This window comes from Corynebacterium sp. DNF00584 (assembly GCF_001552965.1).
GTDB classification, from domain to species: domain Bacteria; phylum Actinomycetota; class Actinomycetes; order Mycobacteriales; family Mycobacteriaceae; genus Corynebacterium; species Corynebacterium phoceense.
Genome location: NZ_KQ959760.1, coordinates 42063 through 58205 on the forward strand (window position 1 = coordinate 42063; position 16143 = coordinate 58205).

At 66.8% G+C, this 16143-nt stretch carries 8 protein-coding genes; 6 read left to right on the forward strand and 2 right to left on the reverse strand.

Annotated features, from left to right (window positions below):
• Positions 1–5 precede the first annotated feature (5 nt).
• Positions 6–1253: an alpha/beta fold hydrolase gene (locus HMPREF0307_RS08650; RefSeq protein ID WP_066491557.1), complete on the forward strand. Its 1248-nt coding sequence runs from the start codon at positions 6–8 to the stop codon at positions 1251–1253.
• A 183-nt stretch (positions 1254–1436) separates the two neighbouring features.
• Positions 1437–2510 (forward strand): SPFH domain-containing protein, encoded by a 1074-nt coding sequence (locus HMPREF0307_RS08655; protein WP_082723292.1) that lies wholly within the window; start codon positions 1437–1439, stop codon positions 2508–2510.
• Between the two features lie 206 nt (positions 2511–2716).
• Here the strand turns inward: HMPREF0307_RS08655 and HMPREF0307_RS08660 are convergent, their stop codons facing one another.
• Positions 2717–3433 (reverse strand): HNH endonuclease family protein, encoded by a 717-nt coding sequence (locus HMPREF0307_RS08660; RefSeq protein ID WP_066491565.1) that lies wholly within the window; start codon positions 3431–3433, stop codon positions 2717–2719.
• A gap of 37 nt (positions 3434–3470) precedes the next feature.
• Between HMPREF0307_RS08660 and HMPREF0307_RS12985 the strand changes: the two genes are divergently transcribed.
• Positions 3471–3617 (forward strand): hypothetical protein, encoded by a 147-nt coding sequence (locus HMPREF0307_RS12985; protein WP_154666922.1) that lies wholly within the window; start codon positions 3471–3473, stop codon positions 3615–3617.
• On the opposite strand, the gene HMPREF0307_RS08665 is transcribed toward HMPREF0307_RS12985, so the two are convergent.
• Complete coding sequence (locus tag HMPREF0307_RS08665) at positions 3571–4986, reverse strand: peptide MFS transporter (RefSeq protein ID WP_066491567.1); 1416 nt, start codon at positions 4984–4986, stop codon at positions 3571–3573. The genes HMPREF0307_RS12985 and HMPREF0307_RS08665 overlap by 47 nt on opposite strands.
• Positions 4987–5031: 45 nt before the next feature.
• Between HMPREF0307_RS08665 and HMPREF0307_RS08670 the strand changes: the two genes are divergently transcribed.
• The 3 genes from HMPREF0307_RS08670 to HMPREF0307_RS08680 all read left to right on the forward strand — a co-directional run bounded on the left by HMPREF0307_RS08670 (position 5032) and on the right by HMPREF0307_RS08680 (position 15872).
• Positions 5032–6303: an adenosylmethionine--8-amino-7-oxononanoate transaminase gene (locus HMPREF0307_RS08670; protein WP_066491569.1), complete on the forward strand. Its 1272-nt coding sequence runs from the start codon at positions 5032–5034 to the stop codon at positions 6301–6303.
• Between the two features lie 8 nt (positions 6304–6311).
• On the forward strand, positions 6312–6992 hold the full coding sequence (gene bioD, locus HMPREF0307_RS08675; protein ID WP_066491572.1) for a dethiobiotin synthase: 681 nt from the start codon (positions 6312–6314) through the stop codon (positions 6990–6992).
• A gap of 75 nt (positions 6993–7067) precedes the next feature.
• Positions 7068–15872 carry a type I polyketide synthase gene (locus HMPREF0307_RS08680; protein WP_231725126.1) on the forward strand — a complete coding sequence of 2935 codons (8805 nt, stop codon included), beginning with the start codon at positions 7068–7070 and terminating at the stop codon, positions 15870–15872.
• Positions 15873–16143 lie beyond the last annotated feature (271 nt).

A 16143-nucleotide genomic window follows, 5' to 3' on the forward strand; every position in this document is an offset into this window, starting at 1 on the left:
AGCGCATGAAGCGCTTTGGCCACGAATTCAAAGAACATCACGTCACGGTCCCGTGGGATTACTCCAATCCCGATAGCGGGACCTTTGACGTTTTCGCCCGCGAGATCATCCCGCCCGGCGGCGAGAATTATCCCGCGCTCGTCTACATGCAGGGCGGCCCCGGCTTTCCGGCCGAGCGCCCCGCCGCCGGTCTCGGCGGGCTGCTCAAGGCGGGGCTCACGCGCTACCGCTGGATTTTGCTCGACCAGCGCGGCACCGGCCGCTCGCATCGCATTGATGAGCTTTCCGATGCCGCCGACTTCGACAAGCTTCATCTCCTGCGCCAAGACAACATCGTGCGCGACGCCGAGCGCGTCCGCGAGCACCTGGGCTTGAAGAAGTGGTCGCTCTACGGTCAGTCCTTCGGCGGTTTTATCATCACCGCCTACCTGTCCATGTTCCCCGAATCCATTGAGCGCGCCTTCCTCACCGGAGGCCTGCCCACCACGCGCCTGGGCGCCGACGACCTGTACCGCGCGACGTATACGAAGCTGCGTGCCCGCGAGAGTCAGTTCTTCCGCGAAATTCCTTGGGCGCAGCAGCGCATCGAGGAGATTATCGACCACCTCGACAACCACGAGGAGACTGTGCCCACGGGCGAGCGCCTGTCCTCCCGTCGCTTCCGCACCATCGGCATTGAGCTCGGCCGCGGCGCCGGCTTCGATACGCTTGCGTTCCTCCTCGAGGAGCCTTTCCGCACCGTGCGTGGGGAGAAGCGCCTGCGTTCGGATTTCCTGCAGGACGTCGGCCAGCGCGTGACCTTTCAAGGTGGCCCGCTCTACGCAGCCATCCACGAGTCCATCTACGGCGGCGTCGTCGACTCCGCGCCCACGAACTGGGCGGCGCACCGCGTCCGCGAGGAATTCGACGAGTTCGCCGAAGACGGCACGTGGCTCACCGGCGAGCACATTTACCCCTGGCAGTTCGACGAGGATCCTGCGCTACGCCCGCTTAAGGCTGCTGCAGAAAAGCTCGCCCAGCACCCGTGGGAGTCCAGCCCCTACGACCTAGAGGTCCTCAAGGACGCGCCCGCCATTGCTGCGGCGGCCGTCTACCTCGACGACATCTTCGTGCCCTTCGAGGAATCGATGCACACCGCACACCTCTACCGCGACCTGCGCCCGCACGTGACGAATAAATACCAGCACAACGGTGTCCGCGTCGACGGCGAGGCCATTTTCACCGAGCTCTTGCGGCTGGCGGACGACCACTAAAGATGCGCATTTTTATCGGCTACATATTATAAATCTGCGAGTTTATCGACCGTAGTCGATAAAACTGCGAGCCAGATTCCGCAGAATCGTCACTGAGTTGTTACGTCTTCCAGACGATCATGAGGCCCAAAGTTATGGCACCCTATGTAGTGACAACCCCTCTCACTACGAAGGAGCTCTTTCATGTTCGGTGCCATTGTCGGAGTGATCTTTGCTCTGATCATCATCGCCACCATTCTCGACGGCTTCGTGGTCGTGCGCACGCGCGAGGCCGCCATCATCGAGCGCCTGGGTAAGTTCCAGCGCGTCGCCCACGCGGGTCTCAATTTTAAGATTCCCTACATCGACCGCGTCCGCGACAAGATCAACTTGAAGGTCCGCCAGCTTGATGTCATGGTGGAGACGAAGACGCAGGACAACGTCTTTGTCCAGATCCCCGTCGCCGTCCAGTACCAGGTCGTCGAGGGCCGCGAGCGCGAAGCGTACTACATGCTCTCCAACCACGAGCAGCAGATCATCGCCTACGTCCAGGACAACGTCCGTTCCTCCGTCGCGAACATGGGGCTTGACGAGTCCTTCTCGTCCAAGGACACCATTGCCCGCAATGTCGCGGTCTCCCTGCGCGACAATATGGCGGCCTACGGCTGGAACTTCGTCAACACCCTGGTCACCGATATCCGCCCGGACGCCCGCGTCCGTGAGTCTATGAACTCCATCAACGCCGCGCAGCGCGAGCGCGAGGCCGCCATTGCTCAGGCAGAAGCCGAGAAGATTCGCGTCGTCAAGGAAGCTGAAGGTGCTGCCGAGGCCCGCAAGCTCCAGGGCCGCGGTGTCGCGGAGCAGCGCAAGGAGATCGTCGAAGGTATTGCTGCCCAGTACGAGCTGCTGCGCGCCGCCGGCGTCGAGGAGAACCCAGAGACCCTCATGCTCGTCTCGCAGTACCTCGACGCGATGGTCGACGTTGCGGACCGCTCCCACACGAACGTCCTGTACATGCCGTCCAACCCGGGCGGTATGACGGAGCTCTTCAGCGGCATGCGCGACGTCCTGCTCTCCACCAATGCGCTCACCCAGGCCGAGCAGGCTGCCGATGCCCCCACCCCCTCGCCGCGCCCCAAGCGCTCGGCGAAGCCCCAGGCACCGTCCCAGCCGCAAACCGCACACGAGGTCTACGGCGCCCAGTCTGGCCCTGCATCGGGTTCTGAGCTCGAGGGCCCCTACGCTGAAATCAAGCGCCAGATCGAGGGCAACATGTAGCTCTCAGGTTGTCTCGCCGAGGCTTCCCTGGTTCGGTGAGGCACCGCGTCATTCCTCCATCCCCGCGTCCAACTCGCTTGGGTGCGGTGGGTGGAGGGATTTTTTATGCGGCTGTGAGGGCGAGGCGTCCGGTGAGCGCCGAAATCGTGGGGCGCTCGCGGGGCGTCCAATGGGGGAGCGCAGGGCCGAAGCTCATCTACGAATGCTTACGGGCAGTGTGCGAGTTGGCGGGCGAGCGCGTCGTGTTCGGCCTGCGTGACCCATAATCCGTAGGCGGACTTCACGTCGATGATGCGCTGTGCGTAGTCGCAGCGGAACGCCTTATTGGGCGGCAACCACGTTGCGGCGTCGCCCGCGCCCTTCTGCTGGTTGAGGCGTCCGTCCACGGCGAGTAGGTTGCGCGGGTCGTTGGCGAAGTTGCGGCGCTGCTCTGGCGTCCAGGCCTGCGCGCCTTTCTGCCACGCATCCGCGAGCGGGACGACGTGGTCGATCTGTACTGCCGAGGACGTGGATTTTCCGCGTTGGAATGCGATGTCCGTGCCCGAGTACGGGTCGTGCAATGTGCCGGAGAGCACCACGCACCCGTGCGTATTGTCTTTAATGACAACATTTGTGAGGTCGCGGCGCAGGATGTCGTTGCGGGTATCGCAGCCGTTATGGCCGAACTCGACGGTGACATCGTCCGACCAGCGCTGACCGAACTGCTCGCGTTCGTAGCCGGTCTTCGGCGCGCGACCCTTGACGGTCAGTGCGTCGAGACTGGCGAGTTCGACGGTGGTGTCGGTGGCGGCAGTGGTGTCTTTGGTCTCGGCGGCAGAACCAGAGCTAGAGCCGGGCAGCTCCGGCGTGGGCGCGTGATAGAACTGCGTCACCGCAATGAGAACGGCGGTGAGCGCGGCGACGACGTAGGGGGACTTGGACATGACCCAGATATCCTAACGCGCGGTAGGATCACGAGCCATGAGCATCGATAAGTTATTCGACGACTACCTCGCGGAGCAGGGCCTTGAGCGCCGAGTCGACGAGGGCTTGGACTACGACGTGCCGGTCGATGAGGCGCTTAGCTGCGTGCGCGAGGGGCTAGCGCCACAGCCAGACCAAGAATGACGGGTACGGCGCCCACGGCCACGATGTACGCCGTCTCATGGTCGAGCGAATAGAACGTGGAGATCGTTCCGGTAAGAGCGGTGCCGATGGCCATCGTGAGGAAGTAGAGGGCTGAGAAGCGCGTCGCGAAGGCGCGCGGGGCGTGCGCCGCTGAGGCTGCCATGCCTACCGGTCCGATGAGCATCTCGCCCAGGCTCATCGTGGCGATGCACCCGGCGAGTGCGATAAACGGCGCGGTGCCGCCGCCCGAGTAGGGCAGCAGCAGGAACATTCCGGCGCCGGCGAGCGCAAGCCCGCCGCCCATGAGCACGCGACGGGCGGGCATGCGGTAGCGCGCCATGATGGCCGCAAGGGGCAGCGTGAATACCAAAATGTAGAACGGGTTGAGCGACTGCGTCCATGCGGCCGGGATCTCAAAGGAACCGATGGTGCGGTCGAGACGCTCGCGCGAATAGACAGCGAGCACGCCGTAGATCTGCGACTGCAGCGCCCAGTAGACCGTGGAGCACGCGAAGAGCGGAATGAAGGCAAGGACGCGGCGGCGCTCGGGCGCGTCAACCTGCGGGGAGCGCAGCATCTGCATGAAAAGCGCGAGTGCTGTGCCCGCCGTGAGAATGAGCAGCGTGAGTGCCAAGCGCGAGGGAGGTAGGAGCGCGATGGCACCGAGGACAAGGGCTGCGACAGCAACGATAGCCAGCACTGCGCGGCGCGGCGCGATGGGCGAGGTGGGGGCGAGGATAAAGGGGGCATCGGCAAGCGAGGCGAGCGCGCGGCGGCGCAGGGAGAGATAAAAGACGCAGCCGATGGCCATGAGTCCGGCCGCCGCGGCAAAACCTGCGTGGTATCCGTGGTACTCGGCGAGCCAGCCGGTGAGCAGGGGGCCTAGGAGCGCGCCGACGTTGATGCCGAGATAGAAGATCTGGAATGCGCCATCGCGCTTGCCTGCCTCAGGCGGGAACGCGGCGCCGAGGATAGTAATCGCTGCGGTTTTGAGCAGACCCGAGCCCAGCGCGAGGGGGAGGAGCCCCGCGATGAGTCCGGCGTAACCGGGCACGAGGGAGAGCGAAAGATGCCCGGCCATGAGGAGGGCTGCGCCGGTAAGCAGGGTTTTCTCCGCGCCGAGGAGGCGGTCTGCTACCCAGCCGCCGGCGTAGGTGCACAGGTAGAGCGCGGAACCGTAGGCGCCGACGAGCGCGGTGGCCTGCGCTTGATCCATGCCCAGGCCGCCCTCGGCGGCGGTGGAATAGAGGTAGTAGGCGAGCAGTGCCTGCATGCCGTAGAAGCTGAAACGTTCCCAGGCTTCCACACCGGCGATGGCGGGCAAAGTAAGCGGAATACGCGTTCTTGAACGCCGTTCAATTATGGTCATGGATATTGAGTATGCACCATTCGGGCGTGTGGTAGACCTATTTTTATGAAAAACTTGAACAGTGTTCAATTTGTCCTTGACGTGGACTCTAAACATATGTGGCACCCCTACGCCGTGCCTGGTGCGCCGGCTCTGCCCGTCGCGCGCACCGAAGGCGTGTACCTGGAACTCATGAATGGGCGGCGGCTCATCGATGCCATGAGCTCGTGGTGGGCCGCGGCCCACGGGCATTCGCATCCGCGGCTCGTTGCGGCGGCGAAAGGCCAGATTGACCGGATGAGCCATGTCATGTTCGGAGGGCTCACGCACGAGCCCGCGGCACGGTTGACGGAGAACCTCATGCAGCTCACGCGCGGGGACTTCGCGCAGGTCTTTTACTCGGACTCCGGCTCGGTGGGCGTGGAGGTCGCGCTCAAGATGGCGCTGCAGTATGCGCGCGGCATGGGACATCCGGAGCGCACACAGTTCTTGACATGGCGCTCGGGCTACCACGGCGACACCTTCGGCGCGATGAGTGTGTGCGACCCGGAAGGCGGCATGCATGCGATGTGGGAGGGCATCCTCGCCCGTCAGATTTTTGCGCCAGCGCCGCCCGTGCGGGGTGCCTCGGCCGAGGAGCGCGCCGCGTACCTGCGGGAGTTCGAGTCCTTTATTGATGAGTCGATCGCAGCCGTCATTATCGAGCCTGTCGTGCAGGGCGCGGGCGGCATGCGCTTTCACGACCACGAGCTCGTCGCGGGAGTGAGGGAAATCTGCGACCGGCGGGGGATTGTGCTCATCGCCGATGAAATCGCTACCGGTTTCGGGCGCGCTGGTGACCTTTTTACCACCCAAACGGCCGGTATCGTGCCCGATATTTTATGCCTGGGCAAGGCGCTCACAGGCGGGTTCATGACGCTTGCAGCGACGCTGGCCACCGCGAAGGTAGCCGAGGGTATGGCGCCGCGCGCGCTCATGCATGGGCCGACGTTTATGGCGAATCCGCTCGCGTGTGCTGTGGCGGCCGAAGCGACGCAGATGATCCTCGACGGCGACTGGCGTACGCAGGTTTCCGCCGTGGAGGAGGGGCTGCGCTGTGGGTTGCAGGATGCGTGGGAGATCCCCGGCGTCGCGGACGTGCGGGTGCTCGGCGCCATCGGGGTGATCGAGATGGACCGCGACGTCGACATGACACGCGCGACTGCGGCCACGGTGAACGAAGGTGTGTGGCTGCGCCCCTTTGGCCGGCTCATCTACGCCATGCCGCCATTTATCGCGACGTCCGAAGAAGTCCAGGCCATCTGCCGCGGCATGTGTGCCGCGGCGCGGAACTACTAGGAGAAGACATGATTATCTGCGTAACCGGCACGAATACGGACGTCGGGAAAACCATCGCCACGGCGGCGTTGGCGAGTGTTGCGGCGGGCGACGGTGTTGACGTCGTTGTGGCCAAGCCCATCCAGACCGGCGAGCCCGACAGACAGGGGGATGCGAACACCGTTGCCCGGCTCACAGGGCTCGAGACCAAAGAGTTCGTGCGCTACCCCGAGCCGCTCGCGCCGAACCTCTCCGCGCGCCGGGCGGGCATGGCCGAGCCGGACCGGGCGGAGCTCGTTGCCTGGATTCAGGGGCTCGATGCGCCGGGTCGTCTCGTCCTCGTCGAGGGCGCTGGCGGTCTGCTCGTGCGCCTGGGCGATGAGCTCACCCTCGCCGATATCGCGGCTGACCTGGGCGCGCCGCTCGTCGTCGTGACGTCGATGGGGTTGGGCAGCCTCAATGCGGCGGAGCTTACCGTCGAGGCGGCCCGCCGCCGCGGACTAACGGTGAAAGGCCTGGTGGGCGGCTCGCTGCCGGAGGAGCTGGACCTCGCCACGCGCTTGAATCTTGAGGAGATGGAGCAGGTGACGGGGGAGGAGTTCTGGGGCGCGTTGCCTGGGGGCATCGGAAAGCTGGGGAAGGGGGAATTCGCGGCGGTGGCGCGGGAGGTTTTTCCGCGTGTCACCCAAAAGATGATGGATCCCTCATGATTTTGTGGCATGCTTAGTCATTGAATTTGTATCACTGACAAAACTGATCGCAGGACAAGAGGAGCACTTTCCATCGTGAGCTCAATCAACACCGAGTCATTTACCCTGCCCGCCGGCGCGCGTCCCCTCATCGAGCGCCTGGCCGAGGAGCCCTTTGCGCTGGAGTTTTCCGGCCAGGGCTACGCGTGGCTGCCTACCCTGCGTGCGCAGACCGCCGCGCACGCCACGGTGGCAGGCTATGTCACGCAGGCGGCTGCCGTGCTCGAACCGCTCGCCGATGAGCTCGCTCCTTTCTTCCCACACGGCTTCGACCCGCTCACCTGGGCGCGCGAGTCGGCGCCGGGCGACCCGACCGACGCGGCCGTGTCCACGCCGGGCATCCTCGTCACGCAGATCGCCGTGCTGGAGCAGCTTGCGGCGCAGGGCCTGGATATCTCTCGCGCGGTAGCACGACTGGGCCATTCCCAGGGCACCCTTGCCACCTTCGTGGCGGACGGCTCCATGCAGCCGGAGCATGCTATCGCCCTGGCGCAGCTCATTGGTGCGGCGCTCACGCGTACCGCGCGCGCCGAGGGACTCCTGCGTACGGCGGACAACGCCCCGATGCTTTCTGTGAAGGGTGCGACCCGCGCGCAGCTCGAGGCCGCTGGCGCGACGATTGGCCTGCGCAATGGCCACAAGAACTTCGTCATCGTGGGCGCGGACAACACTGCCGTGCGCGCACGGCTGGAGAAGGCCGCGGCGCGCTCTGCCCAGGCGCATGAGAATAAGGAACGCGGTGGCGCCGTGTTCGCGCCGAAGTTCACTGAGCTCGATATTCAGACGGCCTACCACCACGCGTCGCTGGAGGCCGCGGTCACGCAGGTCGTGGCCTGGGCATCTGATCTTGGTCTGGATGCGCAGCTTGCCGAGCGCGGTGCGCGTGTAGTGCTCACCGACACGGTGGACTGGAGTGCAGAAGTTTCCAGCGCCGTCGAGGCCGGTGCTAAGTGGATCCTCGAGTGCGGGCCCGCCGGTGGCGTCGCATCGCTGACCCGCGAGCTTGTCGCGGGCCGCGGCGTGGGCGTCCTCGCCGTCGACTCCGCCGCAGGCCAGGCCGCGCTCTTCGACGCGGGTCGCGCGCCGGAGCTGCCGTCCTCGTGGGAGCGCTTCGCGCCTCGTATTCTTCCGGGGACCGAAGGTCTCCGCGTGTCGACCCGTTTTACCGAGGTCACCGGCTACTCGCCGGTCATGCTCCCGGGCATGACCCCGTCCACCGTGGACCCGGCCATCGTCGCCGCGGCCGCGAACGCCGGCCACTGGGCCGAGCTCGCTGGTGGCGGGCAGACGACGAATGCGTTGCTCGTTTCCAATCTCGAGCGCCTAGAAGAGCTCCTCGAGCCGGGGGTCAACGCCCAGTTCAACGCCATGTACCTCTCTGCCTCGCAGTGGCGCCGCCAGATCTCCGGCGAGCGCGCGGTGCCCAAGGCGCGCGCGAATGGCGCCCCGATTTCCGGCATCATCGTCTCCGCCGGCATCCCGCCGCTCGAGGAGTCCGTCGCGCTCGTGGAGCAGCTCCACGCCGATAACTTCCCGTGGGTGGCCTTCAAGCCGGGCACCGTGCGCCAGATCGAGCAGGTGCTCGCCATCGCTGACGCGGTGGAGACGCCTGTGATCATGCAGGTCGAGGGCGGCCACGCCGGCGGCCACCACTCGTGGGAGGACCTCGATGAGCTCCTCATCGCCACCTACGCCACGATTCGCGAGCGCGACAATGTCATCCTGGCTGTGGGCGGCGGCATCGGCACGCCCGAGCGCGGCGCCGAGTACCTCACCGGTTCGTGGGCAGGCGCCCACGAGATGGCGGACATGCCGGTGGACGCCATCATGGTGGGCACCGCCGCCATGGCGACCCTCGAGTCCACCGCGTCCCCGCAGGTCAAGCAAGCCCTCGTCGACGCGCAGCCCGTCACCGACAATGACGGCTGGGCCGGCGCTGGCCAGGCCCGCGGCGGCATCGCGTCCGGCCGTTCGCAGCTGGGCGCCGATATCCACGAGATCGATAACGCCTGGGCCCGTGCGGGCCGCCTCCTTGACGACGTCGCTGGCGACGCCGAGGCCGTCGCCGCCCGTCGCGACGAGATTATCGCCGCCATCAACACGACGGCCAAGCCCTACTTCGGCGACCTCGAGTCCATGACCTACGAGGAGTGGCTTAACCGCTACCTCGAGCTGTCTTACCGCGGTGAGTGGGCGGATGTCTCTTGGGCCAACCGCTTCGCCCAGATGGTCGCGCGCGTGGAGGCCCGCCTCAATGATGCGGACCACGGTTCCTTCGATGCGCTCGTCACGGTCGGCTCCAACCCGGCCGTTGCTGTTGCAGACCTGCGCGCGGTCTATGATGACAAGCTTGACCTCACGCTCGTGGCTGCCGATGCCGCCTGGTTTATCACTCTGCTCGGCGAGCGCGGCAAGCCCGCTAACTTCGTGCCCGTCATCGACGCGGACGTGCGCCGCTGGTGGCGCCAGGATTCCCTGTGGCAGGCCCACGATGACCGCTACGACGCGGATGGCGTCTCCATCATTCCGGGCACCACCGCCGTTGCTGGCATCACCCGCGTCGACGAGCCGGTGGCCGAGCTCCTCGGCCGCTTCGAGGCCGCCGCTGCTGCCCAGGTTTCTGAAACGGCTACCGTGGCCCCCGCCATCGCCGACGCTCCCTCCGTCAACTGGGTCGGCCGCGAGCAGACCAATCCGTTGCGTGTTACCGCTGAGGTCGAAGGCGTGCACTTCAACGGCTCGACTCTGACGGTTCCGCTCGCCGGTGCCATCAAGGGCGCGGAGCTCAACCTTCACTTCACCGAGCCCACCATTCCGGGTGCCTCGCCGTTGATCACCGAAATCGACGCCGTGAATTCTATGCGCGAGCTCGCCCGCGTCGCCGCCGGCGGTAAGCTGCCGTCCGTGACGGAGGGCACCGCAACCTGGACGGCGGAGCTAACCGCCGAGGATCGCGCATCCTACGAGAACGTCACCGCTGGCTACGCGCCCGGCGAGACCGGCGTGGCTGCCGACATCCTGGTCGGCAAGGCCTGGCCGGCCGTCTTCGCGCTCATCGCCGCCGCTGAGACTCCGGATGGCGCGCCCGTCGTCGAGGGCCTGCTTAACCTCGTCCACCTGAACCACCACCTGGAGCTGCGCCGCGAGCTCCCGAACGCCGCGCAGCTCGACATCACTGCGAAGCTAGGCGACGTCGCCGACACGCAGCTCGGACGTGTCGTCCCCGTCACGGTCGACATCGAGGCCGATGGCGAACTCCTTGCCATCCTCGATGAGCAGTTCGCCATCCGTGGTCGCAAGGGCGGGGACGAAGTCCCGAAGACAGCGGGTGGCGAGCCCGTTGTCGAGAAGACCAAGTCTCACCGTCATCGCCTCGAACTCGACGCGCCGGAGTCCATGCACCCGTTCGCCGTCGTCACGGGCGACCGCAACCCGATCCACGTCTCGGACGCCGCAGCCAAGCTCGCCGGCCTGCCCGGCGTTATCGTCCACGGAATGTGGACCTCCGCTGTGGCCCAGCTCGCCGCCGGATTCGATGGCACGCACCTCGAGTCCTGGGACGCGCAGATGCTCAGCCCCATCCTGCCCGGCGCGCATCTCGTCATCGACGTCGCCCGCACCGCGCTGTCGGCCCGCGGCGGCGAGGTCCGCACCGTGACCGTCAACGTCGACGGCGAGCCCGCGCTCATCGGTACCGCCACGATGGCTGCACCGGTGACCTTCTACGGTTTCCCGGGCCAGGGTATCCAGTCCCCGGGCATGGGTATGGACGCCTTCGCCAACTCGGCTGCGGCCCGCGACGTGTGGGAGCGCGCGGACCGCCACACCCGCGCCAAGCTGGGCTTCTCCATCCTGGAGATCGTGCGCACCAACCCGCAGTCAGTCGTCGTGGCAGGGGAGACCTTCGCTCACCCGGACGGCGTGCTCTATCTCACGCAGTTCACGCAGGTCGCTATGGCGACCCTGGGCTGCGCCCAGATCGCGGAGATGGAGGAAGCCGGCGTGCTCCAGCACCCCGCCTTCTTCGCGGGCCACTCCGTGGGTGAGTACAACGCGCTCGCCGCGTACGCGCAGGTCCTCTCGCTCGAGGCGGTCGTTGACATCGTCTACGCTCGCGGTCTCACCATGCACCGCCTCGTCGAGCGCGACGAGCACGGCGTCTCCAACTATGGCCTGGCGGCCCTGCGCCCCAATAAGATGGGCATCTCCGCCGAGGACGTCTTCTCGCACGTCGCCGCCATCGCGGAGCAGACCGGCGAGTTCTTGGAAATCGTCAACTACAACATTGCTGGCGTCCAGTACGCCGTCGCCGGCACCAAGGCTGGGCTCGCTGCGCTCGCTCAGGACGCAGAACGACGCGCCCCGGGCACGCGGGCCTTCATCCAGATTCCGGGCATCGACGTGCCGTTCCACTCCTCGCACCTGTTGAACGGCGTTCCGGCCTTCCGCGCGCACCTCGACTCGCTCATCCCGGCTGACGTGGACCTCGACGTCCTCGTCGACCGCTACATTCCGAACCTCGTCGCGCGCCCCTTCGAGCTCACTCGCGAGTTCGTCGATTCCATGCTCAGCGTCGTGGAATCCGAGATCCTTGCCGGCATCCGCGCGGACTTCGACTCCGCCATGGAGGACCCGGTGAAGCTCGGTCGCACCCTTCTCATCGAGCTGCTGGCCTGGCAGTTCGCCTCGCCCGTGCGCTGGATCGAGACCCAAGACCTGCTGCTCACGGGCCTGGGCGTCGAGCGCTTCGTCGAGGTCGGCGTTGGTTCCTCGCCGACGCTCGCCAACATGCTGGGCCAGACCCTGCGCCTGCCGCAGTATGCGGAGTCCACCATCGAGGTCCTCAACATCGAGCGCGACCGCCCTAAGGCCTTCGCCGAGGATGCTGCCGATGCCCCCGCTGCTCCCGTCGCAGAGCCCACTGAGGAAGCTCCCGCCGAGGAGACCTCGGCTCCGGCCGCCGCTCCGGCAGCAGCGCCTGCCCCGGTCTCCGCTGCTCCCGCGGGCGCAGCCGCGCCGGCGGACAAAGCCTTTTGCGTCGCCGATGCCGTGGAGATGCTCGTCGCCGTGTGGACCAAGGTTCGCCCGGACCAGATGGGCGCCACGGATACCATCGAGGCTCTCGTTGAGGGCGTGTCCTCCCGCCGCAACCAGTTGCTGCTCGACCTCGGCGTCGAGTTCGGCCTCGGCGCCATCGAAGGCGCTGCCGATGCCCCGCTCGACGACCTCAAGCAGACCGTCGCCGGCATGGCCAAGGGCTACTCCGCCTTCGGCCCGGTGCTCGCCGACCAGGTTGCGGATACCCTGCGTCGTCTCACCGGCCCGGCGGGCAAGAAGCCGTCCTACATTGCGGAACGCGTCACCGGTCCGTGGGGTCTGGGCTCCGGCTGGGTTGACCGCGTGACCGCCGAGATCGTTCTCGGCGCGCGCGAGGGCGCCTCCCTGCGCGGCGGCGACCTTGCCACTCTGCCCACGGCTGCGGCCAACGCTGCGGCGCTCGACGACCTCATCGATGACGCTGTGCGCGCCGCCGGCCAGAAGGTCGGCCTCGACATCGCTATGCCGTCTGCCGGCGGTGCCGCCGGTGGCGTTGTCGACTCCGCTGCCCTCGACGAGTTCGCCGGCCAGATGAATGGCGCTCTCATCGAGACCGCCCGCACGCTGCTCGCCAAGCTCGGCGTCGAGCGGGCCACCACGGACTTTACCGATGCTCCAGATGAGCTCGCGGAGCTTGTGGCCAATGAGCTCGGCTCCGACTGGCCGCGCCTCGTGGCACCGGCCTTTGATGCTGACAAGGCCGTCCTTCTCGACGACCGTTGGGCCTCCGCCCGCGAGGACCTTGCGCGGGTCGCGAACGGCGAGGAGCTCCAGGTCGACGTCACGGGCGCCGGCGAAGAGGTTGCACAGATCGCGGATTACCTGGGGCTTGAAGAACACGCCATCGCCGCGCGTACCACCGTGGCCCTGGAGCACGCGAACGATATCGCGGTCGTCACCGGCGGTTCGCCGCGCTCCATCGCAGCGAGCGTCATCGGCGAACTGCTCCACGCAGGTGCCACCGTCGTCGCGACCACCTCGCGCCTGAACCATGAGCGCCTGGAGTTCTACAAGGAGCTCTACCGGACCCACGCCCGCGGCCGCGCCGCACTGTGGGTCGCCCCGGCGAACCTGAGCTCCTTCGCGGACCTCGACGCCTTCATCGACTGGGTCGGCCATGAGCAGACCGCGACCGTCAATGGTAAGTCCACGCTGCTTAAGCCGGCGCTCATCCCGACGCTGCTCTTCCCGTTCGCGGCTCCGCGCGTCCAGGGCACCCTCGCCGATGCCGGCGCTGCCGCCGAGTCCCAGATGCGTCTGCTGCTGTGGTCCGTGGAGAAGCTCATCGCGGGTCTCTCCGCGCTTGGCGCCGACACCCACGTGGGCCAGCGCCTGCACGTCGTCCTGCCGGGCAGCCCGAACCGCGGCCGCTTCGGTGGCGACGGCGCCTACGGCGAGGCCAAGGCTGCACTCGACGCGCTCGTGACCCGCTGGAAGTCCGAGCCCGTCTGGGGCGAGCGCACCTCGATCACCCACGCCCACATCGGCTGGGTCCGCGGCACGGGCCTGATGGGCGGCAACGACCCGATGGTCGAGCTCGTCGAGGCCAAGGGCGTGACCACCTACTCCACCGAGGAGATGGCCGCCAAGCTCGTGGGCGAGGGCACCAACGCCGAGACCCGCGCCCAGGCCCTCGAAGCACCCGTCACGCTGGACTTCACCGGCGGCCTGGGCGGCGCAGACCTCAATCTGCCGGAACTCGCGCGCCAGGCGGCGGCGAAGGCCGACGCGTCTGCGGAGACGGAGTCTCTCACTGCGCCAGTCACCGTGCGCGCGCTGCCGAGCCCGCGCCAGCCCATCGCGTGGACGCAGCCGGACTTCTCCGGCGTGACGACGAACCTCGAGGACATGGTCGTCATCGTCGGCGCCGGCGAGCTGGGCCCGGTGGGCTCCTCGCGCACGCGCTACGAGGTCGAGCTCACCGGCGATCTCACCGCGGCGGGCGTGCTCGAACTCGCCTGGACCACGGGCCTTATCAAATGGGACGAGACCAACCGCACGTGGATGGCCGGCGACGAGGCCATCGCGGAGGAAGACATCTACGAGCGCTTCCACGATGAGGTCCTCGCGAACGTGGGCGTCCGCCGCTACCACGATGACTTCGGCCCGCACATGCCGATGGTCGACAACCTCGCGCCGGAGCTCACCACTATCTACCTCGAGCGCGACATGACGTTCGCGGTCGCCGACGAGGCCACGGCCAAGTCCTTCGTCGACGAGGTCGAGGGCGCGTCCGCGTACTTCGACGGCGAGGAATGGCAGGTCACCCGCCCGAAGGGTTCGCCGGTACGCGTGCCGCGTCGCGTCGCCATGTCGCGCTACGTCGGCGGGCAGGTGCCGAAGGGCTTCGACCCGGCTGTCTACGGCATCCCGGCGGACATGATCGATAACCTCGATCGCGTCGCGCTGTGGAACATTGTGTGCACCGTCGACGCGTTCCTCTCCGCGGGCTTCAGCCCGGCCGAGCTGCTTAGCATGGTCCACCCGGCGCGCGTGTCCTCCACGCAGGGCACCGGCATGGGAGGCATGGCGTCGCTGCGCTCGCTCTACGTGGACAAACTGCTCGCGCAATCGCGACCGAACGACATCCTGCAGGAGGCGCTGCCTAACGTCGTCGCCGCGCACGTCATGCAGTCCTACGTCGGCGGCTACGGCCAGATGATCCACCCGGTCGCCGCGTGTGCGACCGCAGCGGTCTCCGTCGAGGAGGCCATGGATAAGCTGCGCCTGGGCAAGGCGGACTTCGTGGTTGCCGGTGGTATCGACGACCTCTCCATCGAAGGCATCACCGGCTTCGGCGACATGGCCGCCACCGCGGATTCCGCGGAGATGGACGCCAAAGGCATCGACCACACGTACTTCTCGCGTGCGAACGACCGTCGTCGCGGCGGTTTCATCGAGTCCGAGGGTGGCGGCACTCTGCTGCTGGCCCGCGGCTCCTTCGCCGCGGAACACGGCCTGCCGGTCCTGGGCGTCGTCGCGTTTGCCGAGTCCTTCGCGGACGGTGCGCACACCTCCATCCCGGCTCCTGGCCTGGGCGCGCTCTCCGCTGCTCGCGGCGGCGTGAACTCCCGCCTGGCGGTGGCGCTGCGCGAGCACGGCGTGACCCCGGACGAGGTGTCCATCATTTCTAAGCACGATACCTCGACGAACGCGAACGACCCGAACGAGTCGGACCTGCACGAGCGCATCGCTGCCTCGATGGGCCGCGCGGAGGGCAACCCGCTGTACGTCATCTCGCAGAAGTCGCTCACCGGTCACGCAAAGGGTGGTGCCGCGGCCTTCCAGCTCGTCGGCCTTACCCAGGTCCTGCGCGAGGGTATTCTCCCGCCGAACCGCTCGCTTGACTGCGTGGATCCGGCGCTGCGTCAGTACAGCCACCTCACCTGGCTGCGTCGTCCGCTTGACCTGCGCTCCGCGGCGCCGAAGGCGGGGCTGGTGACCTCCCTGGGCTTCGGCCACGTCTCGGCGCTCATTGCAGTCGTTCACCCCGGCGCGTTCCTTGCGGCACTCGCCGAAACCTGCAGCAACGCCGCGGCGCAGTGGCAGGAGGCCGCTCATGCTCGCGAGGCCGCCGGCCTTGCCCGCTATGATGCCGCCATGCACGGCGGGTCCGCTCTCTTCGAGCGTCCCGTAGACCGTAACTTGGGTGGCAACGGCGATGCCGTCAAGGACCGCGAGGTTGCCGTCCTCCTCGACGAGAACGCGCGCCTCGTGGACGGCGTGCTCACGCCGGGCTCTTAAGTTCCTTGCGAAAATCTCCTCCTACGTTGCTCGCAGGAGGAGATTTTCGCAATCAACGGCGGAGGGCAGGGTGTGAGGGCCTTGTTGGGCGAAAAATGCGCACGGACACAGGCGAGGAGTGAACCGACCCATATGCGAAAGAACATGCCGACATGAGACGGGGCCGCGAATGGGGGTACAAGAGCGTAGGAAAAGTGCAGGCGGTGTGCGCTTGAACGATAAAGGTGCAGGTTATCGGGGTTGAGCTGGGGGAGTGGGGTGGGGCACGATA